The 22,279-nt window shown below is 61.7% G+C and carries 29 protein-coding genes; 16 read left to right on the top strand and 13 right to left on the bottom strand.

Annotated features, from left to right (window positions below; genetic code table 11):
* Positions 1 to 78: 78 nt before the first annotated feature.
* Positions 79 to 1,002 carry a manganese-dependent inorganic pyrophosphatase gene (locus DP106_RS02985; RefSeq protein ID WP_120083306.1) on the bottom strand — a complete coding sequence of 308 codons (924 nt, stop codon included), beginning with the start codon at positions 1,000 to 1,002 and terminating at the stop codon, positions 79 to 81.
* A 184-nt stretch (positions 1,003 to 1,186) separates the two neighbouring features.
* Here DP106_RS02985 and DP106_RS02980 point away from each other — a divergent pair, with 184 nt between their 5' ends.
* The 6 genes from DP106_RS02980 (at position 1,187) to DP106_RS02960 (ending at position 6,464) form a co-directional block, all read left to right on the top strand.
* Positions 1,187 to 2,455 carry a TIGR00341 family protein gene (locus DP106_RS02980; protein ID WP_165857811.1) on the top strand — a complete coding sequence of 423 codons (1,269 nt, stop codon included), beginning with the start codon at positions 1,187 to 1,189 and terminating at the stop codon, positions 2,453 to 2,455.
* Positions 2,456 to 2,506: 51 nt separating this feature from the next.
* Entirely contained in the window at positions 2,507 to 4,471 is a 1,965-nt protein-coding gene (locus DP106_RS02975; RefSeq protein ID WP_120083303.1) for a DEAD/DEAH box helicase, read from the top strand.
* 138 nt (positions 4,472 to 4,609) lie between these two features.
* Positions 4,610 to 5,125: a hypothetical protein gene (locus tag DP106_RS02970; RefSeq protein ID WP_120083302.1), complete on the top strand. Its 516-nt coding sequence runs from the start codon at positions 4,610 to 4,612 to the stop codon at positions 5,123 to 5,125.
* Between the two features lie 75 nt (positions 5,126 to 5,200).
* A complete protein-coding gene (locus tag DP106_RS02965) occupies positions 5,201 to 5,698 on the top strand; it encodes a LabA-like NYN domain-containing protein (RefSeq protein ID WP_120083301.1) in 498 nt (165 codons plus the stop codon).
* 1 nt (position 5,699) lies between these two features.
* On the top strand, positions 5,700 to 5,867 hold the full coding sequence (locus DP106_RS15755; RefSeq protein WP_165857810.1) for a hypothetical protein: 168 nt from the start codon (positions 5,700 to 5,702) through the stop codon (positions 5,865 to 5,867).
* Positions 5,868 to 5,930: 63 nt separating this feature from the next.
* A complete protein-coding gene (locus DP106_RS02960) occupies positions 5,931 to 6,464 on the top strand; it encodes a PUA domain-containing protein (protein ID WP_120083300.1) in 534 nt (177 codons plus the stop codon).
* A gap of 18 nt (positions 6,465 to 6,482) precedes the next feature.
* Here the strand turns inward: DP106_RS02960 and DP106_RS02955 are convergent, their stop codons facing one another.
* Positions 6,483 to 7,478 (bottom strand): presenilin family intramembrane aspartyl protease PSH, encoded by a 996-nt coding sequence (locus DP106_RS02955; RefSeq protein ID WP_120083298.1) that lies wholly within the window; start codon positions 7,476 to 7,478, stop codon positions 6,483 to 6,485.
* Positions 7,479 to 7,576: 98 nt separating this feature from the next.
* Between DP106_RS02955 and DP106_RS15750 the strand changes: the two genes are divergently transcribed.
* Both DP106_RS15750 and DP106_RS02950 read left to right on the top strand, forming a co-directional pair.
* Positions 7,577 to 7,726, top strand: a complete 150-nt coding sequence (locus DP106_RS15750) for a hypothetical protein (RefSeq protein ID WP_165857809.1) — start codon at positions 7,577 to 7,579, stop codon at positions 7,724 to 7,726.
* The gene (locus tag DP106_RS02950) at positions 7,723 to 8,115 is read left to right on the top strand and encodes a type II toxin-antitoxin system VapC family toxin (protein ID WP_120083297.1); all 393 of its coding nucleotides are present in this window, start codon (positions 7,723 to 7,725) and stop codon (positions 8,113 to 8,115) included. The genes DP106_RS15750 and DP106_RS02950 overlap by 4 nt, the downstream gene beginning before the upstream one ends.
* Positions 8,116 to 8,117: 2 nt before the next feature.
* Here the strand turns inward: DP106_RS02950 and DP106_RS02945 are convergent, their stop codons facing one another.
* From DP106_RS02945 to DP106_RS15745, 3 genes are all read right to left on the bottom strand, one after another.
* On the bottom strand, positions 8,118 to 8,345 hold the full coding sequence (locus DP106_RS02945) for an H/ACA ribonucleoprotein complex subunit GAR1 (RefSeq protein WP_120083296.1): 228 nt from the start codon (positions 8,343 to 8,345) through the stop codon (positions 8,118 to 8,120).
* Between the two features lies 1 nt (position 8,346).
* Positions 8,347 to 8,622, bottom strand: a complete 276-nt coding sequence (srp19, locus tag DP106_RS02940; protein ID WP_120083294.1) for a signal recognition particle subunit SRP19 — start codon at positions 8,620 to 8,622, stop codon at positions 8,347 to 8,349.
* A gap of 166 nt (positions 8,623 to 8,788) precedes the next feature.
* Positions 8,789 to 8,956, bottom strand: a complete 168-nt coding sequence (locus tag DP106_RS15745) for a hypothetical protein (protein WP_165857808.1) — start codon at positions 8,954 to 8,956, stop codon at positions 8,789 to 8,791.
* A gap of 386 nt (positions 8,957 to 9,342) precedes the next feature.
* Here DP106_RS15745 and DP106_RS02930 point away from each other — a divergent pair, with 386 nt between their 5' ends.
* From DP106_RS02930 to DP106_RS02920, 3 genes are all read left to right on the top strand, one after another.
* Complete coding sequence (locus tag DP106_RS02930; protein ID WP_120083292.1) at positions 9,343 to 10,305, top strand: acyltransferase; 963 nt, start codon at positions 9,343 to 9,345, stop codon at positions 10,303 to 10,305.
* 5 nt (positions 10,306 to 10,310) lie between these two features.
* A complete protein-coding gene (locus DP106_RS02925) occupies positions 10,311 to 11,084 on the top strand; it encodes an Nmad3 family putative nucleotide modification protein (RefSeq protein ID WP_120083291.1) in 774 nt (257 codons plus the stop codon).
* A gap of 119 nt (positions 11,085 to 11,203) precedes the next feature.
* Positions 11,204 to 12,169: a nucleotidyltransferase family protein gene (locus tag DP106_RS02920; RefSeq protein ID WP_120083290.1), complete on the top strand. Its 966-nt coding sequence runs from the start codon at positions 11,204 to 11,206 to the stop codon at positions 12,167 to 12,169.
* Between the two features lie 102 nt (positions 12,170 to 12,271).
* Here DP106_RS02920 and DP106_RS02915 read toward each other — a convergent pair whose 3' ends face one another.
* From DP106_RS02915 to DP106_RS02885, 7 genes are all read right to left on the bottom strand, one after another.
* The gene (locus DP106_RS02915; protein WP_120083289.1) at positions 12,272 to 13,423 is read right to left on the bottom strand and encodes a pyridoxal phosphate-dependent aminotransferase; all 1,152 of its coding nucleotides are present in this window, start codon (positions 13,421 to 13,423) and stop codon (positions 12,272 to 12,274) included.
* Positions 13,420 to 13,824, bottom strand: a complete 405-nt coding sequence (ribH, locus tag DP106_RS02910) for a 6,7-dimethyl-8-ribityllumazine synthase (RefSeq protein WP_120083287.1) — start codon at positions 13,822 to 13,824, stop codon at positions 13,420 to 13,422. Before ribH ends, DP106_RS02915 begins: the two co-directional genes overlap by 4 nt.
* 195 nt (positions 13,825 to 14,019) lie before the next feature.
* A complete protein-coding gene (locus tag DP106_RS02905) occupies positions 14,020 to 14,823 on the bottom strand; it encodes an ABC transporter permease (protein ID WP_120083286.1) in 804 nt (267 codons plus the stop codon).
* Positions 14,816 to 15,706 (bottom strand): ABC transporter permease, encoded by an 891-nt coding sequence (locus DP106_RS02900; RefSeq protein ID WP_120083285.1) that lies wholly within the window; start codon positions 15,704 to 15,706, stop codon positions 14,816 to 14,818. Before DP106_RS02900 ends, DP106_RS02905 begins: the two co-directional genes overlap by 8 nt.
* A complete protein-coding gene (locus DP106_RS02895) occupies positions 15,703 to 16,839 on the bottom strand; it encodes an ABC transporter ATP-binding protein (RefSeq protein ID WP_120083284.1) in 1,137 nt (378 codons plus the stop codon). Before DP106_RS02895 ends, DP106_RS02900 begins: the two co-directional genes overlap by 4 nt.
* Positions 16,840 to 16,863: 24 nt before the next feature.
* On the bottom strand, positions 16,864 to 18,003 hold the full coding sequence (locus tag DP106_RS02890) for an ABC transporter substrate-binding protein (protein WP_120083283.1): 1,140 nt from the start codon (positions 18,001 to 18,003) through the stop codon (positions 16,864 to 16,866).
* A 95-nt stretch (positions 18,004 to 18,098) separates the two neighbouring features.
* Entirely contained in the window at positions 18,099 to 18,425 is a 327-nt protein-coding gene (locus DP106_RS02885) for a DUF4870 domain-containing protein (RefSeq protein ID WP_120083281.1), read from the bottom strand.
* A 178-nt stretch (positions 18,426 to 18,603) separates the two neighbouring features.
* On the opposite strand from DP106_RS02885, the gene DP106_RS02880 reads away from it, so the two are divergent.
* Complete coding sequence (locus tag DP106_RS02880) at positions 18,604 to 18,906, top strand: hypothetical protein (RefSeq protein ID WP_133305091.1); 303 nt, start codon at positions 18,604 to 18,606, stop codon at positions 18,904 to 18,906.
* An 80-nt stretch (positions 18,907 to 18,986) separates the two neighbouring features.
* Here the strand turns inward: DP106_RS02880 and DP106_RS02875 are convergent, their stop codons facing one another.
* On the bottom strand, positions 18,987 to 20,129 hold the full coding sequence (locus DP106_RS02875; RefSeq protein ID WP_120083278.1) for a DoxX family protein: 1,143 nt from the start codon (positions 20,127 to 20,129) through the stop codon (positions 18,987 to 18,989).
* A 197-nt stretch (positions 20,130 to 20,326) separates the two neighbouring features.
* Between DP106_RS02875 and DP106_RS02870 the strand changes: the two genes are divergently transcribed.
* The 4 genes from DP106_RS02870 (at position 20,327) to DP106_RS02855 (ending at position 22,221) form a co-directional block, all read left to right on the top strand.
* On the top strand, positions 20,327 to 20,803 hold the full coding sequence (locus tag DP106_RS02870; RefSeq protein ID WP_120083276.1) for a GNAT family N-acetyltransferase: 477 nt from the start codon (positions 20,327 to 20,329) through the stop codon (positions 20,801 to 20,803).
* Positions 20,804 to 20,902: 99 nt separating this feature from the next.
* Positions 20,903 to 21,196, top strand: a complete 294-nt coding sequence (locus DP106_RS02865; RefSeq protein WP_120083275.1) for a 50S ribosomal protein L21e — start codon at positions 20,903 to 20,905, stop codon at positions 21,194 to 21,196.
* Positions 21,193 to 21,549, top strand: a complete 357-nt coding sequence (locus tag DP106_RS02860; protein ID WP_120083273.1) for an RNA polymerase Rpb4 family protein — start codon at positions 21,193 to 21,195, stop codon at positions 21,547 to 21,549. Before DP106_RS02865 ends, DP106_RS02860 begins: the two co-directional genes overlap by 4 nt.
* 75 nt (positions 21,550 to 21,624) lie before the next feature.
* Positions 21,625 to 22,221: a DUF655 domain-containing protein gene (locus DP106_RS02855; RefSeq protein ID WP_120083272.1), complete on the top strand. Its 597-nt coding sequence runs from the start codon at positions 21,625 to 21,627 to the stop codon at positions 22,219 to 22,221.
* The last annotated feature ends 58 nt before the right edge of the window (positions 22,222 to 22,279 follow it).

The following is a 22,279-nucleotide window of genomic DNA, read 5'->3' as shown; positions in this document are numbered from 1 at the left end:
GGTCGGCTGCCGGACGGTCTGGTTCACACCTCGGGATCGACAACCGATTAGTACTCTGGTATCCCCGTCGAACTGTCGTTATTTGAGGTGGTCTTCGACCGGCGGAACGACCTGTTTTTTCCGGGACATCACGCCCGGCAGGAACGCCTCTCGGTCGGTGAATGTCGCATCGAGGGCGTCGCCGACAGCCTCGGCGTGGTCGCCGGCGATAAACGCCGTCGACTCCTCTTCGAGGAGGTCGGTGACGAGGACGAGCAACACGGCGTAGCCGCGCCCGGCGACAACCTCGTCCATCGCCTCGATGACCGCATCGCGCTGCTCAAGAACGGTCTCGGGTTCGACGGTCTCGATCTGACCGATGCCCAAGACGTCGTCGCCGATGTCGTACTCCTTGAAGTCCCCAAGCACCATCTCACGGGGGCTTTTCTCGCCGAGTTTGCTCTTTTGGGCCAACAGTTCCTTGCCGTAGTCCTCGTAGTCGACGCCGGCGATGTCAGCCAGTCGCTCGGCGACCTCACGATCGGTGTCGGTCGTCGTCGGCGACCGGAGCACGACGGTGTCGCTGAGCAGACCACTGAGCAGCAGTCCAGCGGTCTCCTCGTCGATGTCGACGCCGGCCTCATCGTAGAGCCCGGTGAGGATCGTCCCCGTCGAACCGACCGGTTCAGCGCGGAAGGAGATGGGATCGCCGGTTGTCACGTCGCCGATCCGGTGGTGGTCGACGACCTGGGTGATCGTCGCCTCGCGTGCGCCCGAAACGGTTTGGCTGTACTCGTTGTGGTCGACAAGCAGCAGTTCCGCGTCGGTTGCGTCCTCCAGCAGCGTCGGGGCGTCGACGCCCCACCGCTCAAGCACAAACTCGGTTTCAGGGTTGAGTTCGCCGGCGCGGCCGGCAACGACATCGCCGCCCTGGGCCCGTTTCAGGCGGGCAAGAGCGATCGCCGAGATGATCGTATCCGTATCGGGCTGTTGGTGACCGATGGCGTAGGCGGATTGTGACATGTCCGAGGTACGGCACTACTGTAGTAAGAACGTTCCCAAACGACCGCGCCGCGAGCAACGGAGAGCCAGCCAAGCCATGGGATTGACGCAAACACCCACGAGTGTTTTAGTTTCGGCTCCGAAATGGAGGGGTAGTGTTCGCACCACGCCGACCGATGGAGTCGTCACCAGACAGTCATCAGCCATGCGCCTGATCCAAGCACTCATCCCGGAGGGGAAACGCCGGCTGGTAATCGAGCACCTAGAGGACGCAGCGATCGATTACGCGATGACAAGCGAAACCTCCCGAAGCGAGTACAGCGACATCGCCTACATCCCGACCGATGTCGACAGCGTCGAGGAGATCCTCGATGAGCTTCGGGATGTTGGCGTCGAGCGCGACGGTTACATGATCGTCTCCGATGTCGAGACTATCGTCTCCGATCGCTTTGAGCAACAGCAGGCAAACAATGCGGGCGACGAGGAGACAAACAGCGTCGCCGAGGACGAACGGATCTCCAGAGAGGAACTGCAGACGAAGGCCCGAAACCTCTCTCGGAGCACGGCCAACTACATCGCGTTGACGCTGATCAGCGCGATCGTCGCCACCGCCGGCCTCCTGCAGGACAGCGCGGCAGTCGTCGTCGGTTCGATGGTGATCGCGCCGCTGATCGGGCCGGCGATGGCCTCCTGTGTCGGCACCGTTGTCAGCGACGACGCGCTGTTCTGGGAGGGAATGCGCTCGCAGGCGATCGGCCTCGCGGTCGCAATTGTCAGTGCAACGCTGTTTGCGGCTGGCTATCGGGCCATCCTCGCACCGGAGCTTGAACTGCTCCTCATTCAGCAGGTCGCCGAGCGCGCCCACCCTGGCCTGCTCTCGTTGGCGATCGCGCTGGGGGCGGGGATCGCCGGCGCGCTGTCGCTGACTTCCGGGGCCGACGAGGCGCTGGTCGGCGTCATGATCGCCGTCGCGCTGATGCCGCCGGCAGCCGCAGTTGGGCTCGGGATCGCCTACGTCGATCCGACGCTTGCGGTCGGCGCGGGCGTGTTGGTGGCGGTCAATCTGTTATCGATCAACGTTGCCGGCGTGGCAACCGTCTGGGTGCGGCGATACAAGCCGACCCACTGGTACGATGCGAAAGAGGCTCGCCGGCTCACCGGACGGCGGCTCCTGATCTTTGGGGTGTCGATCCTGATTCTCACGTCGTTTCTGGCGACAAGTTCGCTGGCAGCCCGCGAGAACGCCCAGTTTGAAACCGAGGTTGAGACGATCGCCGACGATGCAACCGAAAACCTGCTTGCTGTGGAGTTTAGCTACAAAGCAAACCTGCTGACCCAACAGCCGGAAACGGTAACCGTGCGTGTCTACGGGGAGAATCCGCCTGCGGCCGCCACACTCCGCGAACGGATACGGGATACAACCGGCGTCGACGTCGGCGTACGCGTTGTCACCGAGCAGATCAGCCGCGCCTGAGCCGGCTGGGCCGCATAGGCTTTTACCGCAGTAAGCCGCAAGAACTGATAGATGCAGGTCGATGCGTTGCCGCTTGCGACACCACGCGTCGCCCACTTCCAGCGACAGGGGATCGAGCAGCTGTACCCACCACAGGCCGAAACGGTCGACGCCGGGATCTGTGCCGGCGAGAACGTTATGGCCGCGATCCCGACCGCCAGCGGCAAGACGCTGATCGCCCAACTCGCCATGCTGACCGCCGACGGGCCAGGGCTGTATATCGTCCCGCTGCGGGCCCTTGCCACCGAAAAACACGCCACGTTCAGCGAGCTTCCAGGTGTGGATGTCGGGGTCGCCACCGGCGACTACGACTCGCCGGCCGCCGAACTCGCCGACCACGATATCGTCGTCGCCACAAGCGAGAAGGTCGACTCCGCCGTTCGCAACGGCGCGTCGTGGGTCGACAACATCGGCTGTGTCGTCGTCGACGAGGTACACCTGCTTGGCCAGGCGGATCGCGGGCCGACACTGGAGGTCACCCTGGCGCATCTCCGGCGGCTCACACCGGGTGTCCAACTGGTCGCGCTGTCGGCGACCGTCGCCAACGCCGACGAGATCGCCGACTGGCTTGGCGCGGAACTCGTCGAATCCGACTGGCGACCCGTTGATCTCCGTACCGGTGTCGCCGACAGCAACGTCGTCACATACGACGATGAGAGATCCGATCCGATCGGGATCGAGGCTGCGGAACTACCGCCCGATGCGGATCTCGACACTGAGACGACGGCTCGGCTCGTCGACGACGCCCTCGCCGACGGCGGGCAGTCGCTGGCGTTCGTCCGCTCCCGCCGGGAGGCCGAAACGCTCGCTGAGCGACTGCGCGGCGACGTTGACGACACCACCAGCGACGACACTACCCAACCCGACCGCGAGGCCGTCGCCGACGAGATCGAAACCCTCGACGACACCGTCACCGGTCAGCGCCTCGCCGACTGTGTGCGCGATGGGGTCGCCTTCCACCACGCCGGCCTCAGAAGCGGCCATCGCGCGCTCGTCGAATCGGCGTTTCGGGAGCGAACGCTGGAGGCCATCTGTGCGACGCCGACGCTGGCCGCCGGGGTCAACGTCCCCGCCCGCCGGGTCGTCGTCCGCGACCAGCAACGCTACACCGGTTCGGGAACCGAGTGGCTGCCCGTCCTCGAAATCCACCAGATGTGCGGGCGGGCCGGCCGGCCGCATCTCGACCCCTACGGCGAGGCAATTCTCGTTGACACCGACGACCCCGAGGCGCTGGCCGACAGATATCTCGATGCCGACCCCGAGGCCGTCGAATCGAAGCTGGCAAGCGAGGCCGCCTTGCGAACCCACGTGCTGTCGATTATCGCCTCCGACTTCGCCGAAACCGAAGCCGGGATCTTGGATGTGTTGGCGGCAACATTTTACGCCCACCAGACCCCCGTCGGTGATCTCGCCGGGATCGTCGCCGCCGTCATCGAGGAGCTGATCGGGATGGGGCTGGTTGTTCGCAACTCGGCTGACGGCACCGACAACGTGGACGGTCGCGTGCTGGCGGCGACGGAGATCGGCGCGACCGTCTCAACGCAGTATATCACCCCCGAAACCGGGGTACGGATCGTCGAGGGACTGCGGACAGCCGGAGAGATGGCCGAGCCGACCACGCTCACCGCCCTAGAGATCATCTGTGACACGCCGGATATGCACGATACCTACCTCGGCAACGAGGAGCGGGCGGCGATCTACGAGTACGCCCGCCAGCACGCCGACGAGTTCACAACAGCGATGGGCGACACAGAGGACTTCGAGCGATGGCTTGAGGCGGTCAAAACCGCCCGGATCCTCGCTGAGTGGAGCGAGGGCGCAACGATCGAGACGCTCGTCGAACGGTATCGCCTCGGCCCCGGTGATCTTGATTCACGGGTCGAGCGCGCCGACTGGCTGTTGAGCGCGGCCGATGCCATCGCCGGCGTCCTCGGGGTCTCGCTGCCGGCGATCAGCCGCGTCCGCACACAGCTTTAACCTTGGCGAGCCGCCGTCGGCGAGACGGGTGGTGAAATAGTACCGAAATACTATTTCTTGGATGATCCCGCAAACTACAGTCCGATCGGTCAGTTCTTGGGAACTTATTTATGCGTTCCAGCGGAGCTATCTGTATCCGTGTCGAACAACCGATCCGCCGTTGAGCATCTCGGCGGCGGCGACGCCCCACCCTGCAAGCAGCCCTTGGAGGTCATCGAGACCGAGCAGGGGTACGTCTGTCGTGAGTTCCGGCGCGACCCAGAGAAGGCGACGGTGTTTTCGGTTCACCAGCGGCGGATGGCGGCGATGGCAGCCGCCTCAGATCGGTTGGAGGCCGACCGCCACCCCTGTACGTTGCGGTGGGACTCAGAAACAAGCGTCGGCGATATCTACTGGAACGATCTGTTCAGCACGCTGCGTGTCACCTACAGCCAACTGTTGAAAAAATGGCTTGTCGTCCCCGAGGGCGAACGCTACGTGTTTGGCTCCGCAAGCGCGGTCAAGCAAGCCTTTGTGTACGGCAAACAGGCCCAAGAGCAGTTCGATTTTAAGCAGTTGGCGGTGCACACACAGGACGGATCGGTCGAGAAAACGATTGAGCATCCGTTTCTCCGGGAGTCGATCACCGACGCAAACGTGAAATTCAACCGTTGAGCCTGAGAGAGACCGGCGAGTGCCGACGTGTGGGCGGTGCGACAGGCTCAACATGCCGGCCGGTCGTGGATCGGTATGACAGATATTCACCCTGACCAGCGCGTGGCCGTGCTCGCTGACTCACAGAACCTGTATCATACGGCCCACAGCGATTACTCACGGAACGTCGACTACGAGGGGCTGTTGACTGAGGCGGTCGCCGGCCGCGAGCTGACCCGAGCGATCGCCTACGTGATCCGGGCGGACGCACCCAACGAGGAGGATTTCTTTGATGCACTCGTTGAGATCGGCTTCGAAACCAAAATCAAAGCGATCAAAACGTTCGGCGACGGCAGCAAGAAGGCCGACTGGGATGTCGGCATGAGTCTCGATGCGATCACGCTGGCCGACCACGTCGACACAGTCGTTCTTTGTACCGGCGACGGCGACTTCTCGCGGCTCTGTTCACATCTCCGCCACGAGGGCGTCCGCGTTGAGGTGATGGCCTTCGGCTCCTCGACGGCCGAGGAGCTGATCGACGCGACCGACGAGTTCACCGATCTCGCCGACAACAAAGAGCGGTTCCTCCTGTAAGATGGTCACGAGCACCCAGATCGAAGGGCTTGCCCTCCCGTTTACCTTCGGCGTGGCGATCGGCCTCGCGCTCGGCCGAACACTGCTGCAGAGCACGCTCGCCGGCGTCGCCATCGGGCTTGTCCTGTTCGCGCTGTTGGCGTGGGGGCGGAATCGACTCGTCTCATAGCCACACCCCGGTGTCGTCGCCACAGACAACCTCGTTTTTGTACGCCCGACGAGACACGACTGTATGAGCGATGAGGGAGCCAGCCGTAGGGCAACAACTCCGAGTGATGATGCGATCGACGACGCCAATACTCACGACCGCGGCCTTGATGAACTCCGGACGATTGCCGACTACCAGTTCGGTGCTGGCGCGGGCGTAGCGCTGTTTCCGCCCGGCGAGGCCGTTGAGATCCGCCGCTCCAGCAGCGGTCGCCCGCGGCAGCTCGTCGCCGACGGCCAGCGGCTGGTCTCCTACGGCGTCGACGGGCGGTTCACCCTCGGCATCGCCGGCGGCCGGCGACTGGCGGCTGCCTTCGATCGACCGCGGTGCCGCGTCGTCGTCGGCGACGACTCCGAGCCGTTTGTTCGGGCGGGGAAAAACGCCTTTGCCAAGTTCGTCAGCGACGTCGACCCCGAGATTCGCCCGGGCGATGAGGTGCTGGTCGTCCACGACCGCGGCGATCTGCTGGCCGTCGGCCGGGCCGAACTCTCGCCCGAAGCGATGGCTGATTTCGACAGCGGGATGGCGGTCAAAGTGCGGGAGGGTGTCGACGACTGAGGTCTCGCTGACCGCGAGTTAGAGAAACCCGGTGGCCCCGACCGCCTCAACAAGCGGGAGGCCGACCCACAGCGCACCAACCAGGTAGCCACCGATCGCGCCGCCGTTGAGCAGCGGCAGACCGGCATGAGGTTTGCCTTTCATCACCATCGACATGAGGACGAGCAGGCCGGCGAGCGTGCCACCAAGCGAGAACAGCGCGGGCGTATTGAGTTCGATGAGAGGGATAGCGTACTGCGGGGCCGACGAAAAAAAGGCCGCGCTGGCGACCATCACGCCCGGGATCACGGCATCGCCGAGGCCGATAAAGAAGGCCTCGCGTTTGTCGTCACCGGGAGCGATGTCATCGCTCGGATCGGCCTTCGCGTCGTCGCTCTCGCTGTCGTCTGTGTCAGCTTCATCGCCAACACTGTCGCTCTCGCTGTCGTCTGTGTCAGCATCGTCCAGCAGCGAGTACGACCACGACAGCGGGATCACGAGAATGACGGGGATTCGGAGATCCATCACGCCATCCGCGAGATCTAACATGTGTTCGGTCTTGTAGACGCTGATCGCATCGTAGACTGCCAGCACCGACAGGAGGACGATCGCCGGCAGCAGGCCGAAGGTAATGCCGAACAGCCCCGCCGCGCCGGCACCCATCAACACCCCGGCGGTGTCGACGACGTACCACTCGGGGTAGATCCACAGCCCAACCGAGACGCCGGCACCAAGAACTGCGGCGACCCCGGAGGGGGCGACCGCGCTGAAGACGTACCACGAGAGCATCCCGCTGGTGGCGACGATAACGACGCGGACGACCCAATCAAGATCGTATTTGAACGCTGCCAGAAAGAACACCGTTGCGACCAACACCGCACCGATGTAAAGCAGGCTGTTGGTCGGATCGCTCGGGTTATCTACCGGCTGATAGCCCTGCTGGAAAAACGTCTCCACCAACGCGAGCGCGCCGAGTTGGACGAGGAGAAACAACACGACGGCGACGGCGACGCCGCGATACTCCCGGGGGAACATGGTCGCCTTTGGACGGTGGGGGGTTTGGCCGTTGTGTTTGGCGACGGCCGTTGTCAGCAGCCGGAGAAATTAACAGACTCGAGGTTCTCGCACTACGTATGACAGGCATGGAGTGGCGGTCGGAGGAGATCGAAGAGACCGTTGATACTGATGTGCCGTTCGGTGATGCACTCGCCGCGCTGGCTGTTGACACGGAGGTCGATGTCGACGCGGTGGCTGCGGTTCGTGAAGCACGTGAGGAGATATGACGGTCTTCCTTGATTCGAATATTTTTATTGCGATCGTTACCGACGACACGGATCGATCCGACGGTGCCCGCGCGCTGCTGAACACTGACCGCGAGTTCTACTCCTCGATCTACAGCCTCATGGAGATTCGGAACGTCTTGGCGACGAAATACCAGTATAACCGATCGGAGATCGAACAGATCGAACAAACCGTCCGGGCGTACGCGGAGCCAGTCTCACACAGTTCGATTCTTCTCCAGCAAGCTGACGACATTCAACAGGAAACCTACGTAACCGCGATGGACGCGCTCATGCTCGCCAGTGCGGAACACATCGGCGGAACACTGGTCACGTTTGATACAGAACTGCACCGCCACGGTGCGATCCCACCCGAAGAATTGGTCGGGTAGTGCTACTCGGCGTACAGTGTCGTCCCGACCAGATCCGTCAGCGACGCGTTATCGGTCGGCGTGATCGCCGCATACGGGCTGGCAACCGGGCCAAAGATGTCGACGATCCGGCCGACCGTCGACAGCGACTCGTCAATCACCATGAGGCCGATGTCGGGCGTCTCCTCGGTGTCGAGGGCGACGATCCCGAGCCCCTGAGCGGTTTTGTCGACAGTGCCGATCCGCTGCATCTTACTCCCGGAGGACGCCGAGGTAGGCACCGACGGCCTGGACAAGATCGTTTTTCGTATCCTCCGCGCCCGTGACGAGGACGCGGCCACGGGTTTCGATGGCTCGGGGATACGTCTTATCGCGTTCGATCACGGCGTCGTAGCCGATCTGCTGGACGGCGGTGGCAATCTCGTCGACAGCGGGCTCGTCAACCGCAAGATCGGTCGCGACCCGCCGACCCCCGGATCGCGTCAGGTCGGCGTCAAAATACGCCGGCCAGAGTACGTTTTCGACCATACCCAATCAAGACAGGGCCGAGGATAATACCGTTACGACTACCGCGCCGCGTGTCCGGTGGCGGAGTGAACGTGACGTTTCGGCGACCCGTCAGCTCGTTGGCCGGCGATCTCGAACAGAAAACGGGGGGCAAGAGACGGGTTGCGGTCGAGGTGCATCGGGTGTGTTATCGGCGCCACAGGTAGCCGGCAACACCGATAAGCCCGACCAACAGCGTCGCCAGCGGCCAGTAGCCGGGATCGGTGTCGGTGCGACGACCATCGAAGACCACACCGATCGCGAGCAACGCATGGGCGACAACGGTGATGCCGAGGACGGACGGCAACGAGATCATCGATCGCCTCCGCGGTTGACGTGTCGTGGTTCGGTTGTGAGGTGTGAGTCCATGTCCACGCTGTATCAGTCGAGACAGTTAGCCGGTCTGTTTTGGCTGCTGGGGCTACTCCTCGGAGCGTTGCCAGTCGTTGGGATCATCCAGGCCCCGTCCCTGTTCGGTCTACCGAACCTCCGTGAGGAGGTCGCCGTGGGCGCGAACGATAGTTCGCATATCGGCTTCGACCGGGACAGTTACGAGGGCAGTTGTCATCAACTCCCGAACGCGATTGATTGACATGATGTCGCAAGTGACCCGATTCGCCGCCTGATCAGTCCGGCTGGCCGGAAGGCCGGTAACACCCACACAACCGAATCCATTTAGTTACTCGTAGGCAACCAATGCCAATGACCAAGCGACACGTCTCCCTGCCGGCCGCGGCGGCCGACGGGGTTGATCGCTTCATCGAGTCGGTGGATGAACGACTCTCAGGATCGGAGAATACCTGCGAGGTCGTCACCGACGTACTCGTTGATCTGTTCGGCGATCGGGAGGCCTACGAGGCATGGCAGCGTGGCGAAGAGGTCTCGCCAGCAACCCGGGTTCGGCTCCAAGGCTATGATCCCTGTAACGCGACACTGGAGTCAGAGTACTATGCCGAGAGAGACGAGGATCGCTTCGAGGAATCAAAACACCTCCAGTGGCTCTGGCGGCAGTTCGACGCGACGCCGATGGCCGACAACGTCGCCTTCGCCCTCCAATTCCGCCAGATGCTCGCCAACCACCTGTTCGATGAGTGTGGCGACAACTGCCGATTTTTCAAGGGGATCACGTTCACCTACGGCCACAACATCTCGGTCGGCGACAACGTCGTCGTCCACGACGATGTCCACCTTGACGACCGCGGAAAATTGACCGTCGGCGACCGTGTCTCGGTCTCCGATGGCGTCCACATCTACAGCCACGATCACGACTTGGTCGATCAAACCCACGTCGACAACTACCACACAATCGTCGACGACGACGCCCGCGTCACCTACGACGCGATGGTGCGAGCCGGCTGCCGGGTCGGCGAGAACGCGGTGGTCGGCGCGCGTGCGGTGGTACAAGGCGATGTGCCAGCCCACCATGTCGTCGTCGGCTCCCCCGCCAACAGCGTCAAAATCAAACCCGGCTGGGAAGCGGTCGCTGAGCCGATCGATGATGGCCGACTGCCGAACCGACAGAGCAACCGCGAGATCGACCACGAGATCGACGATGAGGTCGAGATCTTTGATGAGTTCCAGCGGACGCTGTCACCGCCTGACGCGCCACACGACACGCCGCCTTCGGCGGCGCAAGATGAGAATCCGCCGCCGACCAGCGAGTGAGTAGCGTGGCCCGCGCACTCGCCATCAACGTCGCCGCCAACACGAACCTCCCGGGCGTGAGAGGGCCGATCTATCCCGACGGGAGCGTTGTCTATCTCCCGATTCCCGAGCGCGAACCGATCGATTCGGCCGCCGAGGTGCCAACCTACGACGACCTGCTGGCCGAGCTTGCACCGCTCCCCTTCGAGTTGCCGGGTGAGAGCCGCGACACCCCGGTGCATCTCGACCCCGAATTTGCGGGCTACCCCGGCTGTGATTCCTACACCTACGGCGATGAACATGGGGTCAAGGCCGGCCCGATCAGTGGGTTGGAGCCCGGCGATTCGCTGTTGTTCTATGCGACGCTGACGCGCCACGAGCCGCCCGCCGAGGTCGACACCGAACCTGCCGTCGAGTGGGTCGCCCCCGGGTGGGGGGCGTATCTGATCGGCGAATTTCGGATCGATCGCGTACTCGATAGCGACGCCTGCCGATCATTGTCGGCAGCCGAGAAGGCGGCGTTCGCCAGCAACGCCCACCGCAAACGCGCCGAGTTCGACGCGAAGGTGTTGGTTCGCGGGGGTAAGGACTCACAGCTGTTTGGTCGCGGAGTCCCGCTCAGCGCGCCAGAATCGGGGTCGACAGCCAACCGGATCGTCACCGAGCTGTCGAACGATTCCGGGAACGGCCCGTGGTGGCGACGCCGACTGTGGTTTGATACTGAGGCAACCGCAACGCTCAGATCGGTTACTGAATCGGTCGACAGTCACCCACAGCGGCTCACGGAGTGGCTCTCGTAGCACGAGCCCAGCGTGTTGAACCCGATGGCGAGACAGGGCGGCAGTAAACGGTTCAGATCGTGTTATGACACACCATACCAATAACAGAGTATAAGTCATCGGCGGTGGCTTGTCGGGCCATGGACGCAATTGTTCTTGCCGGTGGCTATGCAACCCGAATGTGGCCGATCACGCGGAACCGACCGAAGATGCTGCTCCCGGTCGGCGACACCACGGTGATCGACAAAACGCTCGCCCAACTCGACGACAACGACGATGTCGAGGATGTCTACATCAGCACCAACGAGCGATTTGCCGCGGACTTCGAGAACTACGTTGACGAGCAGGGCTACGAGAAGCCCGAACTCTCCGTCGAGGACACCAGCGACGAGGACGAGAAGTTCGGTGTGGTCGGCGCGCTCGCCCAACTCATCGACCGCGAAGGCCTCAACGACGACCTGCTCATCATCGCCGGCGACAACATGGTCGGCTTCGATATCGAGGACTTCGTCGGCTTCTTCGAGGAGAAGGAATCGCCGGTGTTGGCGGCTTACGATGTCGGCGACCGCGAACGCGCGAAATCCTACGGGCTGGTCGAACTCGACGGCGACGAGGTCGTCAACTTCCAAGAAAAGCCCGACGAGCCGAACACGACGCTGGCGTCGATCGCGTGTTACGCCTTCCCGGCGGACGTACTGCCGAAATTCGATACCTACCTCGCCAACGACGAGAACCCCGACGAGCCCGGCTGGTTCCTTCAGTGGCTCCAGGATCGCCAGTCCGTCTACGCCTTCACCTTCGAGGACGTGTGGTTCGACATCGGCGAAGCCGACGCCTACCTCGATGCCGTCGACTGGAAGCTCGGCGGCGAGCCAACGGTCGCCGAGGGCGCGACCGTCGAAAACAGCGATCTCAACGGCTCAACACACGTCATGGACGGCGCGACCGTCAAGAACGCGACGCTGACCGACACGCTCGTTTTCCCCGACGCCCACATTGAGGACGCCGAACTCACCGACACGGTTTTCGACGAGAAGGCGACCGTCGAGGGGATTGACCTCACAGAGAGCCTGATCGGCTCCTACAGCGTCGTCGCCGACGAGTAACGCGGTTTCGTCTCCGTTTTCCTGATTTTTAGCGGTGAGCGATAAGCGACGCGAGGAGAAAGGAAAAATAATCACTGCCTGCAACTGTGATCCCAATTCGTCCTACAGGAAGCCGCCCTCGGAGAGGCGATCGACCGCTTCGCGGAGTCGCGCTTCGCTGGCAGCGTAGGAGATGCGGGCGTAGCCGGGCGCGCCGAAGGCACTGCCCGGAACGGTGGCGACGTGGGCGTCCTGAATCGCCTCCTCACACCACGTCTGATCGTCGTCATCAACGGGGAGCATCATGTAGAACGCGCCGTCGCCAACGGGGACATCGACGCCGTGTTCGGCGAAGAGGTCGGCCAACATATCGCGTCGCTCACGGAACGCCTCCCGCATCTCAACGACCGAATCATCGGTGCGTTCTGAGAGGGCTTCGAGGCCGGCTCGCTGGACGAAGTTGACCGCACACGACACCGAATGCGAGTGGAGTTTGCTGGCCTGATCGATGAGGTCTTCGGGGGCGTGGATGTAGCCGAGTCGCCACCCTGTCATCGAGAACGCCTTCGAGAAGCCGTTGAGCGTGATCGTCCGGTCTTCCATCCCGTCCAGCGATCCGAGTGCGGTCTGTTCGACGCCGTAGGTGATCCGCTCGTAGATCTCATCGGAGATCACAACGAACTCATGTTCGACTGCGAGATCGCGGACGCCTTCGAGTGCCGCATCGGAGTAGACGGCACCGGTTGGGTTCGACGGCGAGTTGACGACCAGGAGTTCCGTCTCGTCGGAAACCGCGTCGGCAAGATCGTCGAGGCCGGGTTCGAGCTGGAAGTCGTACGGTGAGAGATCGACGCGGTTGAGCGAGCCACCGGAGAGCTTGACCATCGCCTCGTAGGACACCCACGCCGGATCGAGCAGGACGACCTCGTCGCCGTCGTCGATCAGCGTGGTGACCGCCTCATACAGGCCCTGTTTCCCACCGGGGGTGACGATGATCTCGTCGGCGTCGGCGTCGATCCCCTGTCCGGTGAACTTGTCGGCGAGCGCTTCCCGAAGTTCGGGGATCCCGTTTGAGGACGTGTAACCGGTGTGGCCGGCGTCCATCGCCGCCTTGCCGGCCTCGACGATGTTCTCGGGCGTCGGGAAATCAGGTTCGCCGACCGAGAGGTCAACGACATCGATCCCCTCTGCTTCAAGCTCACTGGAGAGGTTGCTGATCGCCAGCGTCGCGCTTGGTTCGACCCGCTGAACGCGGTCTGCGAACTCCATGTTCATGCTAGTACCTCCACTAAGTCCACCGCGGCGTTTACCGCTTCCGCTCCCTTGTCCTTACGCTCGCGGGCTTCAGCCCCGCTCATCCCCGGGCCGCTGACGCCGAAGGTCACCGGTGTATCGCGATCAAGGCTCACATCCGTGAGTCCTTGGGCGGCGGCGTCGGCGATCACCCGATCGTGATCGGTGTCGCCGGTGACGATCGCACCGATGACGGCAACGGCGTCGATATCCTCGCGGCGGGCGAGGCGATCGGCCGCCAGCGGCGTGTCGTAGGCCCCCGGTACCTCCAGTACCTCGCTGAGTGTGGCGTCGCGTTCGACGGCCGCGTTCTCGGCGGCGGCCCGCATCTCGCTGGTGACCGCGCTGTTGAACTGTGCGACCACCAGTCCTAACTGCGTCATACTGGAGGATCAACCGGTTCGGTAAAAGAACTACCGTTCGGAGGCGGGTGGGTTGTGACTGAGACACAAGAATCGCAATGAGGGGTGTGTCCATCGGGGGCTGCGCCGGGTGATCACCCCACAGATACGGCCTCAGCGGCGAGGTATGGCGATCAGCAACCGAGCCCACGGGCCACCCCGTGAGAGACGCCACCGTTAGGTATCATCAGCAACCCGTTCGAGCCCGATTGCGGTCGCGGCGATGATAAGCGTCAGGACGACCGCGCCGACGAGAAGCGTGGAGGCAACGCTTACTAGCGGGCTTAATGAGCCACGCAGTGCGAACCAAGACTCAACCGGGATCGTTCTTGTTTCCCGACCCGACAGAAAGAGAGCCATGATAAACTCTTGTAGGCTGACAACGAAGGCGATGGCCGCTGCGGCAACGAGTCCGGAGACGGTGTTCGGGACAACCACCTCTCGGAAGGCGCGAAGTCGACTCGCACCAAGATCCATCGCTGCCTCCTGTAGCTGCCAATCAAACCGGGAGAACGTTGCCCGCATCACCGAGAATGTCAGTGGCGTTGCCCACAGCGCGTGTGCAAGCACGATTGTTGACAGCCGCTGTTGGAGCCCGAAGCGGCTAAAAAAGATCAGAAGTGACACACCCAAAACGACGCCGGGCACGAGCAGCGGCACGAGCACAAGCCCTGAGACGGCGATCTGTGAGCGGTCGCTGAGATGTCGGGCACCAAGTGCGCCAGCGACGCCGAGCCCCGTCGAGAAGACCGCTGTCCCGCCGGCGGTGAGCAGGCTGTTCTGAACGGCTTGCATCCACACACGCCGTGTGAACAGTGTTGTATACCACCGGAAAGAGAGGTCTGTCGGCGGAAAGGTGACTGCGGTTGTTGCACTGAGTGAGGTTGCGGTTACAACCACGACCGGAGCCACGAGCAGCAGAAATACCGTTCCGTACCCGGCACGGAACAGCCACCGGAGCGCCCGATCGGTGTTACCCATCGGTTCCTCCACCGGTGTAGCTGAGGAGCCCGTATGTCACCGCAAGCGCCACAAACACCGTTGTGGCAACGAGCAATCCCATCGCCGCCGCGGCCGCCCAATCGAAGTTTTGCTGGAGCAGATCGGAGATCGCGATACCCGTCGTGCGTTCGGCACTCGACCCGGCAAGCAGTGGGGCCGCAAATGAGCCAACGCTCCAGGTGAAACTGATGACGCCAGCGACGATGAGCCCCGGGATCGTATGCGGAATGATTACCTCCACAACCGCCCGCAGTCGTCCAGCCCCGAGGTCACGGGCGGCATCAAGGAGGCTCTCGTCGACACTCGACAGCACGGAGTAGATCGCCAACACCGAGTACGGAACAACGATATACAGTTGGCCGATGACAGCACCGGCGGCACTGTTGATCAGCGCGAGCGGTTCCTGTATGACCCCGGTTGCCAGTACACCCTGATTGATCACACCGTTCGGTGCGAACAGCTGCTGTACCGCAAACAGTTTCACCACAATCGCCGTCAACATCGACACCAAGACGCCACCCAACAGCGCCACACGGAGACCGCCGGCGGCCCGCCAGATGGCGTAGGCATACAGCAACGAGATCCCCAACGACAGTGCGGTGACGCCGGCCGCAAACCAGAGCGTAAACAGAAAGCTGTCTATCAGTGTCGGCGTTGACAGCACATACTGGAAGGCTTCTAGCGACCACGAGCCCTCGACAAACGCCCCGCGCTGGGTTCGTTCGGTCAGACTGATCCGGAGCAGATAGCCAAACGGCACCACGAACACCAGCAGATCGAACAATACGATCGGTGCCACGAGGAGTCCGCGAAGCTCACCGTTTTGGAGCCGATCGCGGAGACCTGCCGCGGTGACACTCATCGGATGCGTCTCCCGGCGGCGTCGAAGTAGGTTATCGCCTCGGGCTGACAGCCGACAGCAACGCTGTCACCGATATCGACGCCAAGTCGCTCGTCGATCCGCCGTTCGGTGACAAGTGTTGTCTCGCCGACAGCCAGCTCATAGCGGATGCGCGATCCGCGGTGTAACCGCTGTTCGACGGTGCCGGTGGCGGTAAACAGCCACGATGCCGGCGGCTCGCTGGAGGCTGTCACAACGGACACCCGTTCCGGTCGGATCGATGCGGTCACCGTATCCCCGGGCGAGAGACGATCAACAGCTGGAACCGACAACGGCTCGCCAAACGGCGTTGTCAACTCGATTTCGGCGGTGCCGCCGTCGGTTGCTTCGGGGGTTGCTGGCTCCACCGCGGTCGTTGCGGTGACCTCGCAGGTGATGAAGTTTGTCGTGCCGAGGAAGGATTCGACAAACTGGTTGGTCGGGTCGGTGTATACCGTAGCTGGTGGCCCCTGTTGGGCGATATGACCCTCGTTGATGATGCCGATTCTATCGGCCAACGTGAAGGCCTCGTCCTGATCGTGGGTCACATACACCATCGTCATCCCCGTCTCACGCTGGATCGATTTGATCTCCAACTGCATCGCCTCTCTGAGCTTGCGATCCAGATTCGACAGCGGCTCGTCCAACAGAAGGATCTCTGGCTCAAACGCCAGCGAGCGCGCTAGTGCGACCCGTTGTTTCTGGCCGCCGGAAAGCGCGGCCGGTGGCTTCTCGGCGTGGTCGGTCATCTCAACTAACGATAATGTTTCATCGACCCGCTGTCGGCGTTGGGCTGTCGCAACGTCGTTCATCCGCAGGCCAAAAGCAACGTTCTCCCGGACGGTCTTGTTCGGGAACAGCGCCCAGTCCTGAAACACCATCGAGCAGTCTCGCCGGTTCGGCTCGGTGGGGGTGACATCCGTGCCGTCGATCCGGATCTGTCCCGAATCCGGCTGTTCAAATCCGGCGATCGTTCGCAACGTGGTTGATTTACCACACCCTGACGGCCCAAGCAAGCAAAACAGCTCACCGGCTTCGACCGACAGCGAAACGTCGTCGACCGCGGTCACGCTACCGAAGGAGTTCGTGATCGAATCGACCTCAAGGATAGCCATAGTGGTGTATCAGGAATCGGCTAGCTATATACCCTGCTTGATCTCGGTAAACCGATTCGAGAGGTTGTCGGAGTACTCCGCAATGTCGGCGTACTCAATAAACGACACGTTCTCTAGTTCGTCATCGGACAGCGGGACGTTTTCTTGTGTTGCATCCGGGTAGTTGGTTTCCGGATTTGCCATTCCAAGATTGAAGTTTTGGGCGTAGGTCGTCTGTACCTCCTCGGTAAGCATGAAATCAAGGAACTCCTTTGCCAACGCTTTGTTCTGGGTTCCCCGGACAATATGATAGTCGTCAGTGTATCCGGTTGTTTGTTCCGGAACGTGAATCCCGAAGTTGGTTTCAGTATCTGTGGTTTCGATCTTTTTCGCTGAATACGCGTAGAAATACTGCCCGAGATCGACAAGGTCGTTACTAAATGCCGGCCACATATCGCCCGGAGAGCTGTAGTATTGGGCGGTATCGACACCACGTAGCGTCTCGAAGATCACATCGTGACCGCTCTCATCGTACAGTTCCTCGTCGGCTGGCATCTCGTCGGCGGCCAGTGCGGCCATCTGTAACGCATTCGTAAAGAATGAACCGGGGAGTGAGACATTCGACGCCTGTGACGCGATCTCATTCCACGAGCCAAGCTCGAAATCGACCGCGTCTTGATCGTATACGGCGCAGGTCACACCATAACAGAGCGGGACAGATACCGGATCCTCCCTAAGCAGATTCGATTTGATGAGATCCCGATTCTCCAAGGTGTCGATGTCGAACGGCTCCCACAGATCCTCTTGAACCCCAAAGTAGTGATCCTTGTCGCCGACCAGTGTCAGGTCAAAGGGCGGATCATCCGCCGGAGCGGCCCGGATCTGCGAGAGGATGTTCGCCCAGTTACCGATAACCTCGAGGGTGTTGCCGGTCTGCTCCTCGTAGAGCGGCTTGATCTCCTGTCGGAAGACCTCCTCGTTTGTGCCGCTCCATGTGCTAACCCGCAGCGTCTCACCGGTCGACATCTCACCCGCTGTACCGCCCGTTTCATTGCCTGCGGTGGTGTCTGTGTTTCCACCGAGACACCCGCTAAGTCCAACAATACCGGTTCCGGCTGCTGTAATCACTGCACGGCGAGACGTTCTTGACGCGGCGGTACCATCTGAGCCGGTGTCTGCACTCATTGTATCAACGTACACCTGCAGGTGTTTAAGCCCTCAGTTTAGCTGTCTACACAGGTTCCGAGCCACACTGTTTTCCCGCGACCGGCGAGTACAACTCAGATAATATTGGGCGTCAGTGGATAGGCGTATATCTCACCGTTGTTGGCGTTGACCGTCCCGATAATCACGAAGATGACATCGATCACACCGAGAATCGGGAGCAGTAGAATCCCCACAAACGCAAACACCAACACCGCCGCGATCACCGTCGCAATGAAGAGCACGATCTGAAAGTTCAGGGCATTGTTTGCGTTTTCTCGGACGAGTTCATCGTCGTCGTCAGCAAGGAGGAGGAACAACAGTGGGCCAAAGAAGGCCGCAACGAGTGCGGAGGCATGCGCCAATGCTGCGAGGGTTGTGTCACCGGCTGCTTGGGTTGGCATAGCTGACAGTTACGAGGATGGCATGTTAAATCCGAGCCCGCATGTCAGGTTCAGAAACAGCGGTGGTATCGGCGCAGCAGTCTAGATATATATGATACCATCACACAACGCAATAGCAATTGTGTCGAACAAACGATCGACCACGGGGTTTTTCACGATCAGAGACACGTTCGGACGTATGGACACTGGTTCCCTCACCGATCAGTACTCGGTCATCGTCTGGATTGCCGCGATTCTTGTTGGAATCTTAACTATCCCGGTCGGCCTCCTCGTGCCGGCATACTTCTATATCAAGGCTGACAGGGGTGAAGGAAGAACCCAAAGTGCGTTAGAAGTCTGGACGGTCATTCTCGTCGGCATCTTCGGGATTGCTGCCGTCGAACTCGGTGGGCGAAAGGGGGCGAAGATCCTCTGGGGGCTCATCGTCGCGCTGTTCGCCTTGGTTATCGTTGGTGGGATTGCAGTCGTTGGACTGTTGTAACCGTTTTCGAACACGGGCAGCCGACTCGCGCTGTCTCAATTACGGGCGTTTCGCGGCAAACAACGGACGCAGTATGTCGCTCAGTCGTCGCTAACAGGTTCCTCAGCAGTCGGCGGATCGCGTCGGTCGTCGTCGCGGCCGATCATCTCGGCAGCGGCTCCGAACTTTGATTTGAGCCACCCGTCAACCGAGTACGGCCCAGCCCCGGTGATCAACAGCGCCGACACCAGTCCGAACAGCGAGATGTGGGCCACAACCGGGTCGTCCGGCAACCCGAACAGCGTCGTCACGAACAGCCCGAAGGCGACCAAGGAGAACCCACGCGTGAACGCTCCAAGGAGGAACATCACACCGACAAGGGCCTCAGTGAGGCCGGCACCGATCACCCAAAGCTCGGGAGCGACGGGGACGACGGCTGTAAGGTCATATTTACCAACGACGGCCAGCGCCTGGCCGGGGCGCAGCAGTTTCTGGGTAATGCCGAGATAGATGAAGGCGACGCCGATCCCGCCCCGCAGCAGCGTCGGTACCATCGCGGTATAGGGTTCGATCCGCTCGGCGAACGGCACCGCAACACGGCGGTAGAATGGATCGATATCGGAGTAGACGGTGCGGTCGTCGTCGGCCAGTCGGGCGATCATCGCATCGGCACTCGGCCGGCCGCCGCCGAGGAGCGCGATCGCCAGCAGGCCAGGCACATACTCAAACGCCAACAGCAGCCCCGGCTCGGATGGCAACACAGCCAGATACAGCAGGAGGGTACCGGCAGCAACAACCCGTGTCGCCAACCCGAACAGCAGCAGGAAGCCGACGCTGATCCCAAACAGTCGGAGAACTGTCGGATACGGCAGCTCGACAGCGGGGCTGAAGAAGTAGCCACCGAACCCCGCGCCGATCATCGGCATCCCCATGCTCAGCCGGAACAGCCAGGGCAACAGATCCTTGTAGTCGGTCATGACCGCCCGAAACGCGGCGATATCAGCCGGGAACGGCCGAACGTAAAGATAGACGACCAAGCCGACGACAATAGCGAGGAAACCGCCGAGCAGAATCGCGATCATAAACGGCGTTGTCAACGCATCGGTCAGGAAGGCGACGACATTCTGTGGTTCGCCACCCGGTGTGACGTACTCAACGTGGGCGGCCGCCGACCCGACGAGAATGTGGGCAGCAGCAAGGAGGGCGGTCAGGAGTCCAACCACGCGACGTAAGCGATGGTGCATACCCGCTCGTATGGACGTGAACATACTAATACCACCGGTCGGTGGTGAGCCGATGTAGATCCCACGCCACCGGGCAATCGCCGCGTTGGTGACGCCGCAGTCCACGCCGCATCCCGGCGTCCAGACCGGGCTGGGAGTCACCCACATCGGCTGCCAGGACGGTGGAATTAATACTCTCGTGGTGCATACAACAGGTAGTGAGTGTCAATCTCGAACGGCGGCGTGACGGGCCGGGTGAGACCGATCACGTCGACCTCGCGTGGCAGCTCAAAGAGCGCATCCACCGCCAGGAGGGTGTGCTCAAACAGCGGCGTGGCTTTTTCACCGACGCCTACCGCCGGGCGACGACCCTGCTGTACTTTGAAGATGACACACTCGTTGCCTTCGGCTCGGTGCGGCGCGACGGCTACATCCTCTTTTTAGCTGTCGCGCCTGAGGCGCGTGGACAAGGGTACGGTGAGCGGTTGGTCGCGGAGGTCGCCGAGGAACACACAACGATCACCTGTCACGCCCGCACGACCAACGAGTCGGCGTTAGGCTTCTATCAGCATCTCGGCTTCGAGATCGACCGCCGGATCGACAGCTACTACGAGGACAACGGCGACGCCTTCTATCTCAAACTTGGCGAGCAAGACGGGATTCGGAAGCGGCTCTCGGAGTTTTTGCGACGGTAGGGATCGCAACACCACCGTAGCGACGCCGTGTGACGGCCTCACGTGGGGGCGACGGAACGCACCATTTATACCCTGAGGCGGACAACCGCCGGTACTACTATGCCAAGTTCCAATGGGCCCCTGAACACGACGCGCGGCAAACTCTCAAATCCACCCCGCGAAAGCGGTACCTCACCACCGCAGCGGGCGATCGAGGAGTTCGATGTCGGGCAAAGCGTCCACCTGACGCTCGATCCAAGCGTGCCGGAGGGCCGGTTCCACCCACGATTTAACGGCCACACCGGCGAGGTTACCGGCACTCAGGGCAGTGCCTACACCGTGTCGATCACCGACGGCGGCAAGGAGAAAACTATCATCGCCCGCCCGGCCCACCTGCGCGCCCAAGAGGAATGACGATCTTCAAGGAGAAACTCGACGAGGAGTATATCACCATCTCCGAGGCGAAGTCGCTCCTCAACGAGGTCGAAGATGAGCGTGCCGGCGACGAGGATCGCGACCTGCGGTATGAACTCGCCCGCGCCATCGAGCATGTTAACCGACACGCCGTTTTGGAGGCCGAGGAATCTCGCGACCTCGTCGATGATCTGCTTGAACTCGATAAGGTCTCCGAGGAGATCGCCCACCGGATCGCCGACCTGCTGCCCGAGGATCGCACCGAACTGCGGGCGATCTACGCCAACGAGCGGTTTGCCCTCGACGGCGAGGAACTCGACGAGATCCTCGATGTTGTCGCCAAATACGTCTAATCCACACCCGTCGACGGTATCGCGGCCGGCCGTTCGAGGCGATTTTTTAAATAGCTCGTTTGCATAGGACGTGATATGTCCAACACCGAGGACGATGCTAGCGAGCCCGAGGCTACGAGCCGCGAGGCCGTGATCGTCGATTACCTCCCCCACGGCCGGCCCGACGATACCCGCCCGCAGTACCAGAAGGCGGCGCTGGCCTACGCCCTCGAAACTGAGAGCTTCGATCTGCTGGAGTTGACTCTCATCGAGGATGCCGACGTCAACATCGTCGACCGCATCCCTATCGACGAGGCGGCCAACGACGCAGTTATCGAGGACGTCGCCGACATCGAGTATGATGACCTCTCAAACTCGGGGGTCTCAGAGCTTGAATATGCTATCGAGGCGATCATCGACGCCGACGAACAGCGGTTCGTCGACTTCTACAACGACGCCCAGCCGATCAGTCTCCGGCTTCACCAACTGAATCTGTTGCCCGGAATCGGCAAGAAGCTCCGCAACAAGATCATCGACAAGCGAAAACGCCAGCCCTTCGAGAGCTTCGCGGATCTCGCCGACCGCGTTGGTGGCCTCCACAACCCAAAGGAGGTGATCGCCGAGCGGATCATGGATGAGCTCCGCGATGAGGATCTGAAATACAAGATCTTCGTCCGCAACGACGAGTCATAGCGATACCCCTCCAGCAGCGACGCCGGCGCGGCTCCCGGCTTCGTGCCCCGCGGCGACA

The sequence above is a fragment of the Halonotius pteroides genome, assembly GCF_003605635.1.
Classification (GTDB): Archaea; Halobacteriota; Halobacteria; order Halobacteriales; family Haloferacaceae; genus Halonotius; species Halonotius pteroides.
The sequence above is the reverse complement of the archived record's forward strand: the minus strand, read 5'-3'. Positions and strand labels throughout refer to the sequence as shown.